The organism is Clostridium budayi, from assembly GCF_055396605.1.
The window spans coordinates 582,995-602,956 of the sequence record NZ_AP042456.1 but is presented as its reverse complement, the minus strand read 5'-3'; the positions used below and the strand labels follow the sequence as shown (position 1 = coordinate 602,956).

The 19,962-nt window shown below is 27.4% G+C and carries 16 protein-coding genes; 1 reads left to right on the top strand and 15 read right to left on the bottom strand.

Translation table 11 applies throughout. The features are described 5' to 3' along the window. Positions 1-28: 28 nt before the first annotated feature. Genes ACZ5TJ_RS02805 through ACZ5TJ_RS02795 form a run of 3 tightly spaced genes read right to left on the bottom strand, consistent with a single transcriptional unit; the run spans position 29 to position 3,168 of the window. Positions 29-1,462, bottom strand: a complete 1,434-nt coding sequence (locus ACZ5TJ_RS02805) for a sensor histidine kinase (RefSeq protein ID WP_464201143.1) — start codon at positions 1,460-1,462, stop codon at positions 29-31. After that, positions 1,449-2,486 carry a sensor histidine kinase gene (locus ACZ5TJ_RS02800; RefSeq protein WP_464201142.1) on the bottom strand — a complete coding sequence of 346 codons (1,038 nt, stop codon included), beginning with the start codon at positions 2,484-2,486 and terminating at the stop codon, positions 1,449-1,451. The genes ACZ5TJ_RS02805 and ACZ5TJ_RS02800 overlap by 14 nt, the downstream gene beginning before the upstream one ends. After that, positions 2,461-3,168, bottom strand: a complete 708-nt coding sequence (locus ACZ5TJ_RS02795) for a response regulator transcription factor (RefSeq protein WP_055207433.1) — start codon at positions 3,166-3,168, stop codon at positions 2,461-2,463. The genes ACZ5TJ_RS02800 and ACZ5TJ_RS02795 overlap by 26 nt, the downstream gene beginning before the upstream one ends. A 251-nt stretch (positions 3,169-3,419) precedes the next feature. Here ACZ5TJ_RS02795 and ACZ5TJ_RS02790 point away from each other — a divergent pair, with 251 nt between their 5' ends. After that, positions 3,420-3,965: a DUF2628 domain-containing protein gene (locus ACZ5TJ_RS02790; protein WP_464201140.1), complete on the top strand. Its 546-nt coding sequence runs from the start codon at positions 3,420-3,422 to the stop codon at positions 3,963-3,965. Positions 3,966-4,174: 209 nt separating this feature from the next. Here ACZ5TJ_RS02790 and ACZ5TJ_RS02785 read toward each other — a convergent pair whose 3' ends face one another. The 12 genes from ACZ5TJ_RS02785 to ACZ5TJ_RS02730 form a co-directional block, all read right to left on the bottom strand. Next, positions 4,175-5,356: a MalY/PatB family protein gene (locus tag ACZ5TJ_RS02785; protein WP_464201139.1), complete on the bottom strand. Its 1,182-nt coding sequence runs from the start codon at positions 5,354-5,356 to the stop codon at positions 4,175-4,177. A gap of 3 nt (positions 5,357-5,359) precedes the next feature. Next, the gene (locus ACZ5TJ_RS02780) at positions 5,360-6,445 is read right to left on the bottom strand and encodes a M24 family metallopeptidase (RefSeq protein ID WP_464201138.1); all 1,086 of its coding nucleotides are present in this window, start codon (positions 6,443-6,445) and stop codon (positions 5,360-5,362) included. A 110-nt stretch (positions 6,446-6,555) separates the two neighbouring features. Further along, the gene (locus ACZ5TJ_RS02775) at positions 6,556-7,869 is read right to left on the bottom strand and encodes a PTS sugar transporter subunit IIC (RefSeq protein WP_464201137.1); all 1,314 of its coding nucleotides are present in this window, start codon (positions 7,867-7,869) and stop codon (positions 6,556-6,558) included. Between the two features lie 116 nt (positions 7,870-7,985). After that, positions 7,986-8,318, bottom strand: a complete 333-nt coding sequence (locus tag ACZ5TJ_RS02770) for a PTS sugar transporter subunit IIB (RefSeq protein WP_464201136.1) — start codon at positions 8,316-8,318, stop codon at positions 7,986-7,988. A gap of 1 nt (position 8,319) precedes the next feature. After that, positions 8,320-8,643, bottom strand: coding sequence for a PTS lactose/cellobiose transporter subunit IIA (locus ACZ5TJ_RS02765; protein WP_464201135.1), 324 nt, complete (start codon positions 8,641-8,643; stop codon positions 8,320-8,322). A gap of 3 nt (positions 8,644-8,646) precedes the next feature. Further along, entirely contained in the window at positions 8,647-9,729 is a 1,083-nt protein-coding gene (gene ypdE / locus ACZ5TJ_RS02760) for an aminopeptidase (protein ID WP_464201133.1), read from the bottom strand. 8 nt (positions 9,730-9,737) lie between these two features. Next, positions 9,738-11,597: a BglG family transcription antiterminator gene (locus ACZ5TJ_RS02755; RefSeq protein WP_464201132.1), complete on the bottom strand. Its 1,860-nt coding sequence runs from the start codon at positions 11,595-11,597 to the stop codon at positions 9,738-9,740. A 301-nt stretch (positions 11,598-11,898) separates the two neighbouring features. After that, positions 11,899-12,774 (bottom strand): hypothetical protein, encoded by an 876-nt coding sequence (locus tag ACZ5TJ_RS02750; protein WP_464201131.1) that lies wholly within the window; start codon positions 12,772-12,774, stop codon positions 11,899-11,901. Between the two features lie 16 nt (positions 12,775-12,790). Continuing rightward, complete coding sequence (locus ACZ5TJ_RS02745) at positions 12,791-17,953, bottom strand: fibronectin type III domain-containing protein (RefSeq protein ID WP_464201130.1); 5,163 nt, start codon at positions 17,951-17,953, stop codon at positions 12,791-12,793. 157 nt (positions 17,954-18,110) lie between these two features. Next, positions 18,111-18,890: a YhfC family intramembrane metalloprotease gene (locus tag ACZ5TJ_RS02740; protein ID WP_464201129.1), complete on the bottom strand. Its 780-nt coding sequence runs from the start codon at positions 18,888-18,890 to the stop codon at positions 18,111-18,113. A gap of 20 nt (positions 18,891-18,910) precedes the next feature. Next, entirely contained in the window at positions 18,911-19,525 is a 615-nt protein-coding gene (locus ACZ5TJ_RS02735) for an SdpI family protein (RefSeq protein WP_464201128.1), read from the bottom strand. A gap of 24 nt (positions 19,526-19,549) precedes the next feature. Continuing rightward, positions 19,550-19,807 carry an autorepressor SdpR family transcription factor gene (locus tag ACZ5TJ_RS02730; protein ID WP_464201127.1) on the bottom strand — a complete coding sequence of 86 codons (258 nt, stop codon included), beginning with the start codon at positions 19,805-19,807 and terminating at the stop codon, positions 19,550-19,552. Positions 19,808-19,962: the final 155 nt, after the last annotated feature.

The following is a 19,962-nucleotide window of genomic DNA, read 5'->3' as shown; positions in this document are numbered from 1 at the left end:
ATAAAAAGGAGGGATAGGGCCCTCCTTTTTATTGTCTCCTAAACTTTATTATGTTTATAAAAGTATTTCCTTTTATCTCTACATCGAAGATTCCATTTTGTTTTTCCATAAGTGATTTACATATATCAAGACCAAGACCATTTCCTTCAGTATTTCTTGATAAGTCACCTCTCCAAAACCTTCTAAGTGCATCTTCTTTTTTAAAGTTCATTTCATATTTTGATATATTTTTAAATTTAACAGTTACATATTCATTTTCTATCTTAAATGAAATTAATATATTACTATTTTCTTTAGCATAATTTTTTATATTATCTATAATGTTTTGAATTACTCTTAAAGTGCTTTTCTTATTAAAACTAACTATTTCATCTACTGAATTCTCAAATAAAACTCCTATATTATTGCCTTTGAGTTTTAGCTTATATTCATTAACACAGTCTTCTACCATATAAAATACACTTTCTTTCTCTATATTAAAATCATTAATATAGTTTTCTTCACCTTTTAATTCTAATAATATATCATTTAATCTCTTACTTTTCCTTTTTAGTATACTTATATATTTTTTTCTTTCATCTTCTGTATAGTCTTTATTTTTAAGTATATAAGTATAATTTATTATTGATGTTAGTGGTGTTTTTAGATCATGTGAAACATTAGTTATAAGTTCATTTTTACTTACTTCACTTACTCCCTCTTCTATTCCCTTAATTTTCAATTTTGATATTAACTCTGAAATCCCCTTCAAAATCATAGAAAAATCAGCTCCATATAATATTCCTTTTTTATCAAAATGTATTTCATTATCTAATCCACGTTTTATAGTATGAAAATCTCCACTCTTAGCTCTTTTTCTTACATTTTTAATAAAAGTACCTGTCATAAATACTCTAAACTTATCTTTTAAAAATATATAAAGTAATGTAATTAATATAATAATTTCAATAGCTATTATAAATTGTGAGTTTTCTCCTATTAATATTTCTAATAGATTTATATTACTTATATACAACTCATTTTCTATATATTTTTGAATTTCTATAATCTTATAGTGACTAATTGATAATTCATATAGATTATAGAAAATAAACATAAATAATGTTACTATAACTACTTCAAATATTATTAATTTAATTCTATTTAAGTATAACCACTTATATTTATTGGTCTCATTTTTATATAACATATAATACTTTATTAAATAAAACACATTAGATACAATTAATACTCCTAATAAAGCTAATGCTCCTACACTAGTAAACTCTAAAATCATCTCTGTAATACTAAATTCCAAATTACTACTAGATAAATACAAACTTATAAGTCCTACAAATCCAACTAAAAATATCCACTTTTCTAATATAGTTTTTTTATAAACATTTGAACTTATATTATCCTCTTCTTTAGAATACCACCTTTCTTTATTCTGCCTTTTCTCTAACAATTTATAAACTAGCATCTTTTTCACCACCATATTCTAAAGTTATAATACTCTTAAAAAGGTCACCATCTTTAACTATATTTAATTCACCACTTTGCACTTCAATTAATTTTCTAACTGCTTTTATTTCTATACCGTCACTAGTCCCTTTTAAAATATGCTTTGATGTATTTTTTATATTTATATAAACCTTTGAAAACATATCATACTTATCGCTTCTCTCTGGTATGACTTCTATAAATATTCTACTTTTATCTTGAGAATGTTTTATTGCATTTTGAATTAAGTATTTTAATGATAACCATATCTTTTCTCCATCACCATAAACATATAAAGTATCATGTGCACATTCAAATACTAACTCATTGTTTATTAAACTATCTTTCATCTCTTCTATAGTATTTTTTATAATGGATACTATATCAATATTAGTCCTTTCTACATCTAATTTTCTTGATAGTATTTTAGAACATTCGAATAATCTCTCTATAGAAAGTTTTAATTCTATTTCTTCTTTCTCTAACTTATCTAATATCTCTTTATCGCTAGTACCATCTAGCTTTTCTATAAGATTTACTATATTATTAGATGGTTTTTCTAAAGATAATATAAGATTATTTATTGTTTTTTCTTCACCTTTATTTTCACTTACTTTTCTACCACTTTCTATTGCTAAATCTAATAATTCTTCTAATCCATTATGAAATTTTAAATATCCTTTTCCTGATACATTTAATAAAAACTTTGGAAAGTTTGATATTTCAGCTAAAGAGTAATCTATACTCTTATTGTTATCAAGCTTATTTAATGTATCATCTAATAAAAAGAATAATAAAGCATTCCTTACCTTACTTACACATGTAAATATAGCTAGTATTATTATAAAACTTAATAACCATATAGCAGTTCTGCTCTTCTCATATCCAGTAAAAATTACATAATTAACAACTAATGTTATGGTTAAAACTACTCCAATTACAGCTATATTAAAAAGTAATCCTTTATTAAAAGTTTTTTTATACTTTTTCGAACTTGTATCCAATTCCCCACACCACCTTTAAATATTCTGGCTTTTTAGGATTAATTTCTATCTTTTCTCTAATCCTTCTTATATGAACCATAATTGTATCTGTATTTATTGCATCTTCCCCCCACACATTTCTATATATCTGCTCTGATGAAAAAACTCTTCCTTTATTACTCATTAAAAGATCTAATATCTTATATTCTGTCAATGTAAGTTTAACTCTACTTGTATTATCTAAAATTAATTCTTTGCTATCTTTATTTAAAGTAACTCTTCCTATCTCAATTTTATTTTCTTTAATAATTTCTTCTACCTTATAGCTTCCTAATGTTTTATATCTTCTAAGTTGTGATTTAGATCTAGCTATTAATTCTAATGGATCAAATGGTTTAGTTATATAATCATCTGCTCCCATAGTAAGACCTAATACTTTATCATGCCCTTGAGACTTAGCTGACAAAATAATTATAGGAATATTTTTTTCTTCTCTTATTTTCATAGTAGCCTTTAGTCCATCTAATTTTGGCATCATTATATCCATAATTATTAAGTGTATCTCATTTTCTTTTAGCTTTTTTAAAGCTTCTTCCCCATCATAAGCTTTAATAATATTAGTTTCTTCATTTTTTAAATATATCTCAATTGCATCTACAATTTCTACTTCATCATCTACAACTAAAATATTATTTTTATTCATTTTATCCCACCCTTTCTCTTGTAAGATTATATCATCAAAACTTATTATATTGTAATAATAACCTTTAACCCTAAAATTTAACTTTTGTAAATCTTACAAGTTTCTAAAATTTTTATATTCATTATTTTTTCTATAAATGTTCTTTAAATCTTTATAAAATAATAATCTTTATTAACGTTTAATCTATTTTATATTAAAAAATTTGTGCTATTCTTTAGATAATAAAAATTATGACAAAAGGAGATTTTTTTATGGAAAATGAAACATTCGATGATGAATTTAACAACTTAGTTGAAGATGAAAAAGACTTTGTTAATTTTATTGGTCATTCAAATACTGAATATTATTTTAAAAAGATGAGAAAACAAGATGGTACTAAACAATTTCCGTCATGGAATTTTGCAGCATTTTTTGTACCTGGATACTGGTTCTTATATAGAAAGTTATATAAATGGTTTATTGGTTACTCTGTTATAAATGTAATAATAGCTTTTATAGCAGAATTTACAAGCTCTAATGTTGCTTTAATAGGTAATCTTATACTTTCAATATTAGTTGGTATATTTGCTAATTCAATTTATATTACTCATGCTAAAAGAAAGATTAAATCTTTAAGAAGCTTCTTCGAACAATTTGGTAATGTAGATGAACAAATAAAAGCTAATGGTGGCACTAACATAGTTGCTCCTTTAGTCTTACTTGCAATATCACTATTTATAACACTTATAATTGTTGTTTTATTTGCTTCTATAGCATCATCTTTTTTAAATTCATCTTTTACTAACTTTATATTTTAATAAGTAAGAATATTAAAGAAAGTGGCTGTCTACGTAAATTATTTTTAATCATTTACTTAGACAGCCCTTTTTATTACTATTTTCTATATTTATTCATTTGAGATTTCAATCAAATGTTTTTTAATTTTCTCTTGAAGTTTATTTTTAAATTTATTTGTAGCTTTCTTCAAAACAAATGTATAGTATGTATCATATAACTTTTTATAATTTTATAATTGACTATTATAAAGATACTCAATACTTTTCTTAAATCTTTCAAGGCCTTCCTTTAATTTAGAAAGAGGACACCCACAATTTAATCTTAAATATTTTTCACCGCCATATACTTCGCCTTTCATTATTCCTACTCCCCCAATGTTTACTAGTACATCTTGAATTTGGTCTGCTGTAAATGGCAACTCTCTGCAATCTATCCAAGCTAAATATGTTCCATTTGGTTTCTTAAACTTTATATTTTTAAAATTTTCTTTAATAAAGTTTTCTATATAATCCATATTACTATTTATATACTCCACTAGACCATCTATATAATAATCGCACTCATTATAAGAAACCATTGTTGCATACATACCTAAAATACTTACAGAGTTTAAAAAATCCTTAGTTCTAGTTTGATGTATAAATAAATCATTTATATTGTCATCAGGAACTATAGCATAAGAGCCAATTAATCCTGCATAATTAAAGGTTTTGCTACCTGAAGAAACTAAATAAATTTCCTTATATTCATCTAAGTAATTAATCATAGGAATATGTTTATGCCCTGGCATTACAATATCGGCATGAATTTCATCACTTATTATTTTTACATTATATCTTTTACATATATCTACAATCTTTTCTAGTTCATCTTTTGTCCATACACGACCTGTTGGGTTATGAGGTGAGCATAATAAAAATACCTTACAATCTTTAACTACTTCTTCAAATTCATTAAAATTTATAAAGAATTCCCCTTTATTTTCATGAAGCTCAACCTTTACTAATTCTCTATTATTCTGCTCAATAACATTTATAAATGCATCATACATAGGATTAAATGTACCTATTTTATCTTTATCTTCGCTTAAAATTCTTAATAAAAGTGAAACAGAATACATTACTGATGGAGAATAAATTACCCACTTTTCATCTACATAGCTATTAAATCTTCTTTTAAAATATCCAGCAATTGATCCTTTATAATCATGATGATTCCATCTTGAATAACCATATATTTGATGTTCTAGTGCTTTATTTAACTTATTATATACAAGCTCTGGCACTGTAAAATCAGTATCCGATATTGAAAAAGGAATTAAGTCTGATTTATTAAATCGATCTTGAATATAATCCCACTGTGTACAATACGTATTTAATCTATTATGAACTTGATCAAAATTATGCTTCATATACTATACCTCCAAAATTATCATATCTTTCGTAGTTTGATTTAAAGGTATACCTATTCCCTCTGAAATCAATACATCATCTTCAATCCTAACTCCACCTAAGCCTTCTACATATATGCCTGGCTCACAAGACATTACCATATTATCCTTTAAAATAGTCTTTGAGCTTTGATTTAAAAATGGATACTCACATCCATCTCCTATTCCTATGCCATGTCCTAATCCATGATTATAATTATCACCATAACCAGCCTTTTCAATTATCTCTCTAACAACAAAGTCAACTTCTGAAGCTAACGCTCCAGATTTTATTGCATCTACTCCAGCTTGCTGAGCAATCTTAACAACATTATATATATTATTTAACTCTTCACAAGGCTTTCCTAAAAATATCATTCTTGTCATATCAGACTGATAATTCTTATACTCTATTCCAAAATCAATCATTATAGGTTCATTAACCTTAACTCTCCTATCAGTAGGTCTTCCATGAGGCAGTGCAGTTCTTGTACCTGAAGTTACTACTGGCTCAAATGACAACTTACTTGCACCTGCCTTTAAAGCATAATAATGTATTAATGCATTTATTTCATTTTCACTTATTCCTACTTTAATATGCTTTAAAACATCAGCAAATACTTCATCAGTAATCTTACAAGCTTCCTTTAAAATATTAATTTCAAAGTCATCCTTAATTATTCTGGCTTCATTTATTTCATCATTAACTAAAGTAACAGTAAAGTCATAGTTTTTTAGCTTTTCATAATCAGAAATTGAATAACTATTAGCCTCTATCCCTAACTTAGAATAATTAAACTCTTTAAAAATTTCACTTACAACATCAAAATGAGATTTATTACTTTTAGCAGGAGTATTTTCAATTATTATTAACTCATCTTTTCTTTCTCTTGCTTCAGATAAATATCTTCCATCTAAAATTGCATAAGAATTATCTCTAGTAAATAATATTTGTACACCACTTCCTGTTAAAGTGTCTAAATATTTTTTACTTGTTTTTGATTTTATTAATATACCATCTAAACTTAACTCTTCTATTAAGTCCCTCATATTATCTAAATGTCTTGCCATATTTCCTCCTATAAAAAATCTACTTACCAAATTATGTATACCTGTTAATTAAATCTCGCTACAAATTTCTAAAAAATTATAAAAGGCAAGCATTACGCTTGCCTTAATTTTTAGAAATCTAAATCACCTAATAATGCTGAATCTTCTTCTGAAATTTTAGAATCTTTATTATCTTCTACTTTTAGTTGATTTTGTTTTTCATATAACTTGAAGAATGGATACCAAATAAGAATTGATCCAATCATTTGAAGTGCATTAACAGCAATAGTTAACCAATCTCCATTTACTAAAAATCCTTCTAGGAATACTCCAACATATGGTGGGTTAAAAATTGGTTTTGCTAAGATTCCAGCTTCCATTAAGAACGCTGGGAATGTACCTAAAATCGTTCCACCAATAACATATGGTAAGAAGAATGTTGGGTTTAATACTATTGGTGCACCAAATAATATTGGTTCATTAATACCAAATAGCGCTGGCACTAAAGAAACTTGACCCACTTTTTTACTAGCTTGATTTTTAGATAATAAGCACCAGAATACAAGTCCAAAAGTAACACCTGTTCCTGTAAAGTTGGCAAAGGCACTTGTCATACCACCAGTGTAGAAGTGTGGTAGTGCTTGACCTGCTTGCATAGCTTCAATATTTTCAGCTAAGAATTGAGCTGCTATTGGAGCAGTTATTGGTGATAATACTGATGGATGAATTCCAAAGAAAAATAGTGTACATCCAAGGAAAGTTATAAATACAAATGTCCAAGGATTATCTAATGATCCTACTAATGGTGATAAGAATTGAGTTAATATTTCTGGTGGTAATACATCAAAAAATGCTAAGCTTAATAATCTTATAGCCATAAACGTACCAACTATAATTACAGTTGTAGGAATTAATTCAAAAGATCTAGAAACGAAATCAGGTACACTTTGTGGCATACGTATTGTGAAGTTTTTCTTCTTACACCATCTGTATAGTTCAACAGCTAATATCCCCGATACCATTGCCATAAATAAACCTTTAGTTCCTAAGTATTTAATAACCATACCGCCATCTTCAGTAAAGCTAAATACTAATAAAAGGAACCCAACTGCTCCAAGAACCATTGCCCCTGGAACATATAATTTATAGTGATCACTTAAGAAATAAGTAATACATAAACAAACATAGAAGCCCATCATTCCTATAGTTAAGTAGAATGGTAAATAGAAATTATCCATATTAGTTAAAATAAATTGTGATATTGGATTTGTTTCTCCAATCATATTTGCTATAGCTTCTGGTATTAAACATAAACTTCCTATAATAAGTATTGGTGTCATAGCCACCATTGACTTTTTAATTGCACTTAAATGTGGCTGTTTGTCCATTTTTTGAGCAAGAGGCGTTAGCCACTTATTCATAAATTTTTCGAATTTATCAAACATATTATTTCCCTCCCTTAAATCCCTATATTCTTAATGATTAAATACTAAAATCCTTATGTATAATTCCCTCCTAGATAAACCCATATTTAATCATTTATTTTACTTACCTTCTATACTTACTTTTGCTTTGCAAGTTCTGCCTTTTTATGAGCTATTAAAGCCATCTTTAAAGCTGTTGCTCCATCCATTTTTCCGTAAGTATCTTGATCGATAACAGTGTATGGAATTTCCCCAATTATCTCTTTAATATAATCTAGCTTATGTGCAATTTGCGGTCCTACAACTAGTACGTCACAATTGTCTGTTTCTTGCTTTAATAAATCTACAGGTACAGCTGTAAATTCAAAATCAGCATCATTTAACTTTTTACTTTCATGTACAGTCTTCTTCATGTTATTCATTAACATGGTAGTTGAAAATCCCCCAGCACAACATAATACAATTCTCATTTTATTTCTCCTCCCTTGATTCAAATACTTCTATTAATGCTTCTATTAAATCTCTAGATAGCTGTGAAGACATATAATGGTCTTGGGCATGTACCATAAGTAAGTTAACCATTGGTTTGCTTTCAGCATCTCCAGAAAGTTCAGCCTGAATTAATTTTGTTTGAACATTATGAGCTTCAACATCTATCTCTCTTGCTTCTTCCATTAAAGCTCTAGCACCTTCATAATCTCTTTCTTTAACATTTTTTAAAGCTTGAAAAGCCTTTGCTTTACTCTCACCAGCAGCCCCTATAATCTGCATTATTTTCATCTCTAATTCATTCATTTTTTATACCTCCCACAAGTAACTCGATATAACTTCATATTTTTCTCTATTTAATGTTTTTATAATATTAATAATTAATTCTACTAACCCTTCTACATCTCTTAAATCTGTCATCGAATAACTTCCATGACAATACCTAAGAGGTATACCTAAAACTATCGCAAGCTTTCCTCCATTAACTAAATGTGCATTAGCTGCATCAGTTCCTCCACCACTAAACATATCGCATTGAAAGCTAATATTATTTTCCAAAGCTATATCCTTAATAAACTTTAAAAACTTCTTGTTTGGAATCATAGTTTTATCATAATGAACTATCATACATCCTTTTGAAATCTGACGTTGATTAGTATAATTTCTTACTAAATCAGGTGCACAAGCAACATCTATAGCAAAAACTATATCAGGATTTACTATATCAGTACTACACTTACCCCCTCTAGTTCCAACCTCTTCTGAACTAGTAAAGTTTAGATACACATCATTATCGTGATTTATACCCTTAAGTCTCTTATCAACTTCCTTTAATATGTAACATCCAACTCTATCATCAAGAGCCTTTGCCATTAACACATTCTCATTTATCATCTCACTATTACTAGCAAAACAAACCATATCACCTATGTTAACTCCAGCTTTTAAAACTTCTTCTCTTGAGCTTAATCCAATATCCACATAAACATCCTTAACCTTATGATTATCATCATAGGAGCAATTCATTAGTCCTCTTAGCTTCTTCCCATCTTCCAATGTTACATTAACTGCTTGAAAGCTCTTTGCAGAATCTTTAACTCCACCTATCTGCATAAGATGCAATATTCCTATATCGCTAATATGTCTAACCATAAAGCCAACCTCATCCATATGAGCACAGAACATAAGCTTAAGAGCTCTAGACTTATCAGCATTATCCTTACTATTGTAGTTGTCATTATTCATAGCATTATGTTTAACTATCATACTTCCAATGCCATCAAAGGAAACTTGTCCATTTATATCTTTAACTAATATATCTCTTATCTCTTGTTCGTTTGATGCTATTCCATCTGAATTACACAGATCCTGTAATAGTTTAATATCTACCATTTTTACACCTACTTACTTACTAGTGCTATAAATTCCTTAAAGCTATTAACCTTAATTAAACTTTGCACCATTTCAAGATTATTCATTATCTCAAATAAATCATTCGTTATACCCTTATTGAACTCTAAATTGTCTTTTTTAAGAGCAACCATAAATATTATTGAAACTTTCTTATTATTAAAAAGTATTGGATTTTTTAATATCTTTACAGAGATTAAATCTCTATTAGACTGCATTTCTATAGGATGGGGTATTGCTATTCCATTAATATATATCGTAGAGGAAAATTCCTCTCTCTTTAGTACATACTTTGAGTAATCCTCTCCACCAATACCACTTTCCTCTATTTCCTGAGACATCTTAGTGATACATTTAATGTAATCATCACAAGAATCCTCTATAGAAAAATAATTAGAATCAAAAAATCTTTTTACATAATACGATTTAGTTTTATCTACAAAAGCTTCATCAAAATTTTCAAACATAACTAATTGTTTAATATTTAAAATATCATAATCATCTAAAAGTTCCTTAATATATATCAACGGTACTTTTAAACTAGTATTTAACTCGCTTATTGTGAAGATTATATCTGGATTAAACTCTTCTAGCTCCCTCATCTCAAGTATAGAAAAAGTTTCTATATTAGCATTTCCAAAAAGATTGCCTATTTTAAGCTTTATAAGGTAAGCACTCCCCCCTCCTGATGAACAAACTATAGCAATTTTGTTATACTTACCTAGTTTATATATAATCTCTTTTTCCATATGAACTGCAAAATGAGTTGCTATAAACCCTATCTCATCACGAGTAGGCTCTATCCCATATCTTTCCTTAAGCATATTACCTAATGCTATTGCAATATTAAATATGATAGGATACTTAATTGCTAACTCATCAATAATTGGATTACTATATGATATCTTGTAGCTTAACCTATTAATTAAAGAACCTATATGAGTTAACAATAATCTTTTAAAATCTTCATCTTCATTAAAAGATGTATTATTATCTTTATCAATACTAATTAGAAACTCTTCAATATCTACACATAACTTTTCTAAATATATAGAGTTTTGCTCATTTCTTCTAGTTTTAGCCTTAATTAAGCTTCTAAACTCCTCTATATCATCAAAGCTAACTCCAACCTTAAATCTTTCCTGTATACTATTTACTAAAGGTAAATCACAGTTATTAATAATATCTGTATTCAATCTTGTGGAGATAAAAATTGTAACCTTCAACCATGCTATTAGTTCTTTTAACTCAACATAATTTATGTTTAAATGGTTACTCTTAAGTATATCTATTAAAGAATCTTGTATAACAATAAACCTCTCATCAACAATCTTGTTGACTTCTTCTTTAACAATTCTGTTATCCTTAAGATACAATTTAACTAAAAGCTCTCTTCTTTTTATTAAAGGATTAATTATTTTCATACCATAATGAGCTTTTCTATCTATGTTTAAATCAAATTTACTAATATACCTATCTACTTCAGACTTAAATCCATTAATTAAAGATTTACTTGAATTAAATACATCTATTAAATTATCCATAGTTACATAATTATCACTTACAAGTAAATATCCAACTATATTTTCTACAGTAATTTTAGGTTTATCAGCTAATCTCTTTAATTCATTAAGAAAGCTATTAAACTTCCCTTCATCGGTTACCTCTAATAAATACCCTTTACCTCTTTTTTGAGTTAAATGAAATCCTTTTGCCTTAGTAATATTCACTAGGTAAGAAAAATCATTTTGTAATGTTCTTTTTGAAATAGAATACTTATTTATAAAGTAATCTATAGATAAATAATCATCAGCTTCAATTAACTCATTGATTATATCCAATTCCCTCATTTTTCATCCCCCTAATTTACTAACACTATCGGCCTTTTTCATTTAAAACCTTTTCTGTTATTGTTTACATTTATAATTTTAATTTATCCAATACAAATACAAAAGATTTTTAATTGCATTTTAATGTGCAAAAAATAAACCAATAGTTTTACTACTTTATTATTTAATAAAAAATAGAAACAAATCTTATCATTATATATAAGTCTTATCTATTATTAATTATAGATATTATTATTTTAATAAATAAGTATATTAAATAAAGAGAATCAAGTTATATTTAACTTGATTCTCTTATTTTTAATTATTTCTTTTTCTTAATTATTAAAGCTGTTCCAGCCCCTATTAATAATGCTGATAATCCTATATAAGCTGAATATCCAGTGCTTGGCATATTCTCCTTATCTGAATCATTTTTATTATCTTCTTTATTAGATTCTTCATTCTTTGAAGATTCATCCTTATTGTTATCTTCATCTATTTTATCTTGTTCTTCTTTATCCTCTGGATTAACTTCTGGCTTGCTTGGCTTTTCTGGCGCTCCTGGAGTCTCTTCATCTGGATTACCCGGAATTACTTCATCATCTCCAGGATTTTCTGGCTTTTCTGAATCGCCAGGATTCTCTGGAGTTTCTGGTTCACCCGGAGTTTCTGGAGTTTCTGAGTCTCCAGGTTGCTCTACCCCATATACAAATTCCTTATCACCAATAAGCTTTCCTTCATTTATCTCTATCTTCTTTTCCCTATTATCTACACCTTTGAATATACTTTTTCCTGTAATACCATTTAATGATACATTATATATATCACCATCTTTTCCTTTAACATCTATAGTTCCTATATTTATAGTTCCATTTTTAGATACTAAATTTTCTTTTGATGTTACATATATATTTATTATCTTTTTCTCTTTATCATATTTATAATTTACTTTTCCCTTCTCTTTAAGTTCCTTAGAGAAATTGATCTTATCAAGTTCTACATCTCCATCAAGCTTAACTGTAAGGCTAAATGATTTTATTATATGCTGAACGTTTTCTAAACTTAAGCTTACTGTATTTTCATCTACCTTAGTTCTATTAAGTTCTAACATTTCTTTTGCGTAGGCATTAATAGAATACGATGATACTAAACTTGCCGTAATAACTGCTAAACTAAAATATCTCTTAAATCTATTCATTATTTTTCTCCCCCTCCTATCTTTCTACTAGTGCCTTTATGTTATTATTTTCCCCTTGAAGAGATATACTTGGTAAGTTTTCAGGTACATCTACATAAAGACTATCACTAACTAGTCTTTGTCCTTCATTTGTTAAAGCATCATTTACTCTATAAAGTTCCATTTTAACTTTATTTGTTAAATCTATTTTTTCTATATTTTCTGGTTCTATAAAGTAAATAAATGTTCCACTACTTATTTCACCTAAATGACCATCATTTGGAATTTCAGCTAATAATATTTGTTTACCACTAACTATTTCATTTCTATCATTTCTTAAAAGTGCAACATTAAACGCTGGATTTCCACGATATTCACCAGTTACAATAATTGAACCTTCTTTAATAACTTTTCCATCTGCATATTCAAAATCATGAGATAATTTTCCTACTCCATTAACACCATTTACTCCAATATCGATATTATCCCCAGGTTGTCCTATGATATCAATTTCTGCAAGTGATATCTTCTTTGCTCCTTTTGCTACAAGCTTTACATAACTTGCTTCATAAGTCCAAAGTTGTTTACCACCTTCTGTATTTTCTTTATTAAAGTAAATTATCTCCTCTGAATTCTCACTATTAGCTGTACCGCTTTTAGCAAGAGTCCAATTTTCCTTATCTTTACTTACGTAAATTTCATAATCTTTAAGTAAGTTTGAATCTACTGTTTTGTACTTAAGACCTGTAATTTGATTAATCTTATTCATTTCAACTATTACATAAGGATCTTCTGTACCTATAACTTCTCCTTCATAAACTGTACTTAAATCATTATCTATAAGATCATTTTTTGCAGGATTCATTATTGGACCTGTTGTATCTTCACTATTATTTAAGTCTTTATTTGACTTAGTATTTGTATCAATTGTGAAAGTACCTTTTCCTAAACTACCATCATGTGATACTTTTATAGTTCCAATTAAGCTTTTTTCAGTTTTATTTAATAAATAATCATATGCAACTACTTCATATTTAAATGTTCTATTATTCTCTGCATTTATAATGTCTTCGAAATTATTTTCTGTTGTAAATGCAACTGGAACACCATTTCTATATATTTCATAACCTAATACTTTATCTGAATCTTTAGTAGTATTTAAATTGATGTTTATTCTCTTTGTATCTCTTACATAATCACCATCTTTGTAATCTTTAAATTCTCCTACTGATTTTGTATCTTTACTCATATTAGTTATTCCATTTAACTTTTGTCTTCTAGCTTCATCATTTAAGAATTGTATTTTCCTAGTTTCTTTTTCATACTTATCTACATACTGTAATGTTTCCTTTGAAGGTCTAAGTCCCCAAGCATAGAAGAAATCACTTAAGTCTTTTTCTGCTACATCTGATGCTATTCTTATTAACCTATCTTCAATACTTAATGAATTCATTTCTTCATCGGCTTCTCTATATTTTCTATAAAGATTTGCATAGAATGAGTTATTATTATTTTCATCAAGCATATTATAATTTGGCTCATTATCATAAGCTAAATGTAATTGCCAGAACATAACTAGCTTTGTAAATACATCTGATGGTAATCCTACTGTTCCTGATGTAACTTTTTCATAAGCATCTTCATATTTTCCACTTAACTCTAATCTTGATTTTGATTCATCATCAAATGTTTGAACTAAAAGTGATAATATATTATTTGTTGTTTCAGCATATGTTAATTTACCTTGATCTATTACGTGTCCTATTTCGTGAGCTATACCCCATCCAAATAAATTATTCTCTATAGTTACTTTTCCATCTTCACCTTTAACATATGGAGTTCCTTTCATAAGTGGTGGTACTGAATTCATCTCTATTCCAACATGTCCAGCTGATGCATACATAAACGCTCCATCAAACATTCTAGTATATCTTATATTCATTCTTGATCCAGGAAGCTTATGTTTCTTCTCATTTTCATCAACTATTCCATCACCATTTCTATCTGGACTTTTATATAAACCTTTTTCAGCATAAGCTATATCCATTATTTGCTCCCAAGCTTTAAGTGATTTATAAAGTCTATTTACTTGTTCATCTTCGCTGCTAGCTCCATCTACTATTCCCTCTAAAACTTTACTTGCAGGGAATGATAATGTAACCTTATCTGTTTCAATTTCTGTACTATTTAATATACTTGTCTTTTCATCATAAAATTTCTCTTTATCAGTAAATAAATTAAATATATCTATTTTATTTAAGAAAGTTTCCTTCTCATATTTATTAGGTAATTCCTCTACATGTCCTTTTAGCTCTCTTATATATTGTCTTAAGCTTTCTTTAATTTCTGCTTCTGATTGTTCATTATTTATTTTATTTGCTACAGATAGTGTAGGAATTTTTTCTCCTCCACTTACTCTAACTTTTATATCATGCCCTGAAGGTGTTCCATTTGGATATCTAACATATACACTTCCACCTTTTTCAACATCCATATCTGTTATCTTTGGAACTGTTATAATGTTCTTACCTTTTCTTAAGTTAATTTCTCTACTCTTCCATGAACCACTCTCTGGATAGAACTGAGTAAATACTAATTTAGGAAGAACATTTCCTGTTGTTCCTACATATACTGTAAGTTCTTCTCCTTCTTTTGCTACTACTCCTAATGATTGATAGTCATTTGCCATATTAAATCCTAGGTGATTATTATTTGCTGTAGTTATATTTTGATTTACTGTAATTATTTCATTTGATATATTTTTATCCGTAAATATATCTTCTGCAAGTTTTAATTCATCTTCTATAACATTTTTAAATGGATGATATTCGTCACTTACTGAATCTTTAGTATTAACTCTTTCTTTAAGTTCATTGATTCTTTCTAAAGTTACATCTTCTTTTAAATCAATTAATAAATCATCTCTAAATAAATCTCTTGTATCATCTTCTAGGCTATCGTAATTATAGAACTTAAGCTCTGATATACTTACAATATCCCCTCCATATCCACTTAAATTCACTTGAATTTTACTTGCTTCTATAGGCTTATCTAACTTTAATATATAGTAATTTTTATCATTACTTCTTCTTGTATAATGACCTCCAGTTACTAAGTTTTCCTTACCGCCTTTATCCCAGTACTTAACGTTATATTGATATAAGGAGAATGGTGTTCCATCTAATCTTGTTGCTAACATTATTGTGTCAATTTTAAATTCTTTATCAAATGTTACAATAGGTCCTCTTTTGCTATATAATGCTGTATCCCAGTCTCTTATTGTCCAATGTGTAGTAAAGTCATCATCTACTATATTAAATTTATTAAATCCATCAGGATAATCACTTTCTGAGTATCCACCTGGATATTCAACATCTACTATATGCTTTGTTGGAACTCCCAATCCATTTGATGTATTTATTTGTTTATACTTTGGTATTTCAGGTATTGTTATACTAATTGTTTTACCTGTATAAACTTCAGAATTAGGACTTGTACCTATTCTGTTATGAGCTGTTAAGTATACTTCATATTCAGTTTCATCTTTTAAATTTGTTAAAGTATATGAAGTGCTAGTTATATCCTTTATCTCCTCATACTTTTCAGTTCCTTTTTCTCTATAGAAAAGGCTATACTTTTCTGCTTTCTCATTTTTCTTCCAATTTATTTTTAATGATCTATATTCGCTTTTAATGCTTACACCTTCTGGTTTTGCAGGTCTTTCCTTTGGCATTGGAATTACTATTTTTTCTTCTGAATAGCCACTTTTCCAGTCACCATTTAAAGATTGAACACTTACATAATAATTTTCAAAGTTATCAAGATCTTCAAATATTACTTTATTATCGGTTGTCTCTCTTACCTTTTCTTCCTTTATTGTTTCTCCATCTTTCTTTCTAAGTCTAACTGAATAACTAGTTACATTAGCTTCATGACCCCAACCAACAGTTATTTTTTCATGGTCTGTTTCTACAAGATTAATTTTTGGTATATTCATAGAAGGTGCTGGAACTTCTTCATATACATTGTTTAAGAATTCTACCTTTGCTATTTCTGCTAAGTTAGCTTCTGTTGCTGTACCTGTTACTACTATAGTTACCTCTTTTACAGCTATTTGCTTTCCTAAATTAATAACTATATCATCTCCTACGTTAGATCTTAATTTCTTATCATAATTAACTGTATGAGTTTTACCATTTTCATCTAAAACTTTAACAACTCCTGATGTTGGTGCATTGCCGTTTCTTGGAGCTTTTATAACTATTTTTTCAGTTAAAATATTACTCTCTTCAAATTTCATCTTAAGTTCAACAGGATTTTCTTTTGAAATTATTTTATTGCTATCTTTAAGACCAAGTGATACACTACCTTCATCTTCTAATATATCCTCTATATTTCCTTTAATAGTTTGATCTTCTTTAGTATTATCAACCTTTACTTTTGAAGGATCTATTATTGCATTAGTGTTTTCTATTTTAGGATTTTCTTTATTTACTTCCATGTTATTATGAACATAGTGAAGATCTAATATATCCACTTCTGAATCTCTATTTAAGTCATACTTTTTAATCTTTTCATTGTCTTCAGTCTCTATATTTTCTAAAACCTTTTTATAATCCTCGCTATTGACTATATTATCTTTATTAAAATCTCCTATTAATAAATTTTTAGTATCTTCTATAACTAATCTTTTTGAATAATCTTTTATTTCTATATCTTTTGCTTCAAGCTTAGTAAAACCTTCTCCAAATACTTCTACATCATATTTATCAGAAGGAAGATTATTAATTGTAACATTATAATAAGCTACTTCAGTATCTTCTAAAGTTACAAATCCTCTTTCTTTATTTAGTTTCTTTACTCTATATTCATATTCTTTTCCACCTAGTGTTAATTTACTTTTTAAGTTTGATTCTTTTCCTCCAAGTGAAATAGTTGCACTTTCATTTCCATTCCTTAAAGTGATTCCTAGAGCTGTTTTCTCGATAGAAGTATTTTTTATTGGAAGATTAAATTTTATATCAAGTTCTAAATCTCCAGTTAAAATATTTCTTTTCTCATTTTTATTAGTCTCTAGTACATTAGAATAACTACTATTATTTCTGCTAATTACATTTTCTCTATTTTGTGCCATTATAGGAACTGATGTAGAAACAATAGTAAGTATTAATGTTGATGAAATTATTCTCTTATTTTTCATTCTCGTCCCCCTATTAAATATTTATTAAAATATTATTAATATTTTGTTAATAATTAATTCCATATTACCATTTTATTCTACATTTTTCAATATTTTAGTATATAAAAATAAGACACATTATTAATTAATAATGTGTCTTATTTGAACTTTGTAAGCGTTATATTTTTTTCGTTACAATTAAATCCTTTTTATTTTTCTTAATTTCTTTAATTATAAATATTATAAAAGCTATTGCAACTAATATAATTATACTTTCAACTGTAAATATATTTATTACGCCTCTTTGTGCTAATACTGCTGGAAAATCTATTAATGCGTGAATAAGTATCGCTAAGAAATAATATTTCTTTTTACCATATTTAAATGAATTAAACACAATAATTGATAAACCTATTTGAATAATAATTGTAGATAGCCTCTCAACTCCTGCAATTGCAAACATATAAGGCTCTACACCTAATAATTGAGCAGATACTAATTCTAATCCATTTTCAAGCGGTGTACCTAAGTTAATCATAATTGAAACAATAGTATTTGCAAGATAAGTTATTCCAACAAGTAAAATTGACTCTATCCCTCCATGCCCTATACCATAACTTATCGCATCTTGTATTCTTCTTTCTTTTTTAAGAATAAATTTAAAGCATATATACCTAGCAGTTTCTTCAAATATTCCTGCCATAAGACCACCATAAAGCATAAATAAAATAGTATTTCCTGTTATAATACTTGATGTACTTCTATTCCCTACTAAAAAATAATAATTTATTGGTCTCTCAACACATTGTACTGCAATAAAAAATGCAGCTGCTCCAATAAAGAAACTTTTTAATGAAGCTTTATACTTTACCCTCATTACAACTATTAACGTTATAGGTAATGCTAGGCTTACTAAAGTAGTAAATAACATCATAATAATTGACATATTACTAATCATAAATATATCTCCCTTATAAATTATAATAATGTACCAAACTTTTTATAATATAAAACCATTGAGTAACCTATTGAAATAATCCCCCATCCTAATATCCCAATAACTACTGCAATAGTTGTTCCAAATAATAAGTATAATATAGGAATACTTATTCCAAATGGAAGGGATAAATATCCTGATAATTTGTGAGTCTTATCCCAAATTTCATTATCAGCTCTAGTCCAAGGAACTCTTATTCCAATATTTCTATTATTACTAATCTTAGTAAAGCTATTTCCTACAACTATTATTAATATTGATGAAAATAATATCTCAAATGTATTCTCACTTATAGCTATTTTATTAATTAAGCTTAAGCTTTTATACATTATTAATACTGCTATAATTGCAGTTGTAAAAGTCAATTGTCTTCTTATAGTCTTTGTTCTAGGATCATCCCATTCCTTTTTTGATATTTTATGAGCAAATTGCGCATATAAAGTAACTACAATCATTATTCCTATACCTATAAAAAATAGAGATGTTTTGCTTCTTTCTGAATCTACATTATCAGGTAATTTAGAATACATAACAATTGTAAAAATAATAGTAAATAAAGTTATTAATATTGTCCCATAATCAAATTTTCTTTTCATTGTTCCCACTCCCTTTAATTAATTTTATTTATTAAATATATCTAGAAATCCACTAAGTACTCTTTGAAGCACTGATGTATTTATTGAGTATATTATAAATTGTCCTTGCCTATCCCTTACTACAAGCTCTGCTTCATTTAAAATATCTAAATGCTTTGATATAGATGGTTTAGACATATTAAAATTATCTGCAATTTCTCCTGCTGACATTGACTTTTCTGAAAGAAGCTTTAGTATTTCTCTTCTAGTTTCATCTGACAATGCCTTAAAAACTTTATTCATATGTAAATTTCACCTCCTTATAGATAATTAGATATTTAACCAAATAGTTAAATATCTAATTATATTTTATAGCATTTTCGTATTTTTGTAAACACTTATTATATTTTCCACACAAAATTTATATAAAAAGCCAACTCAAAAATTAATACATTCTT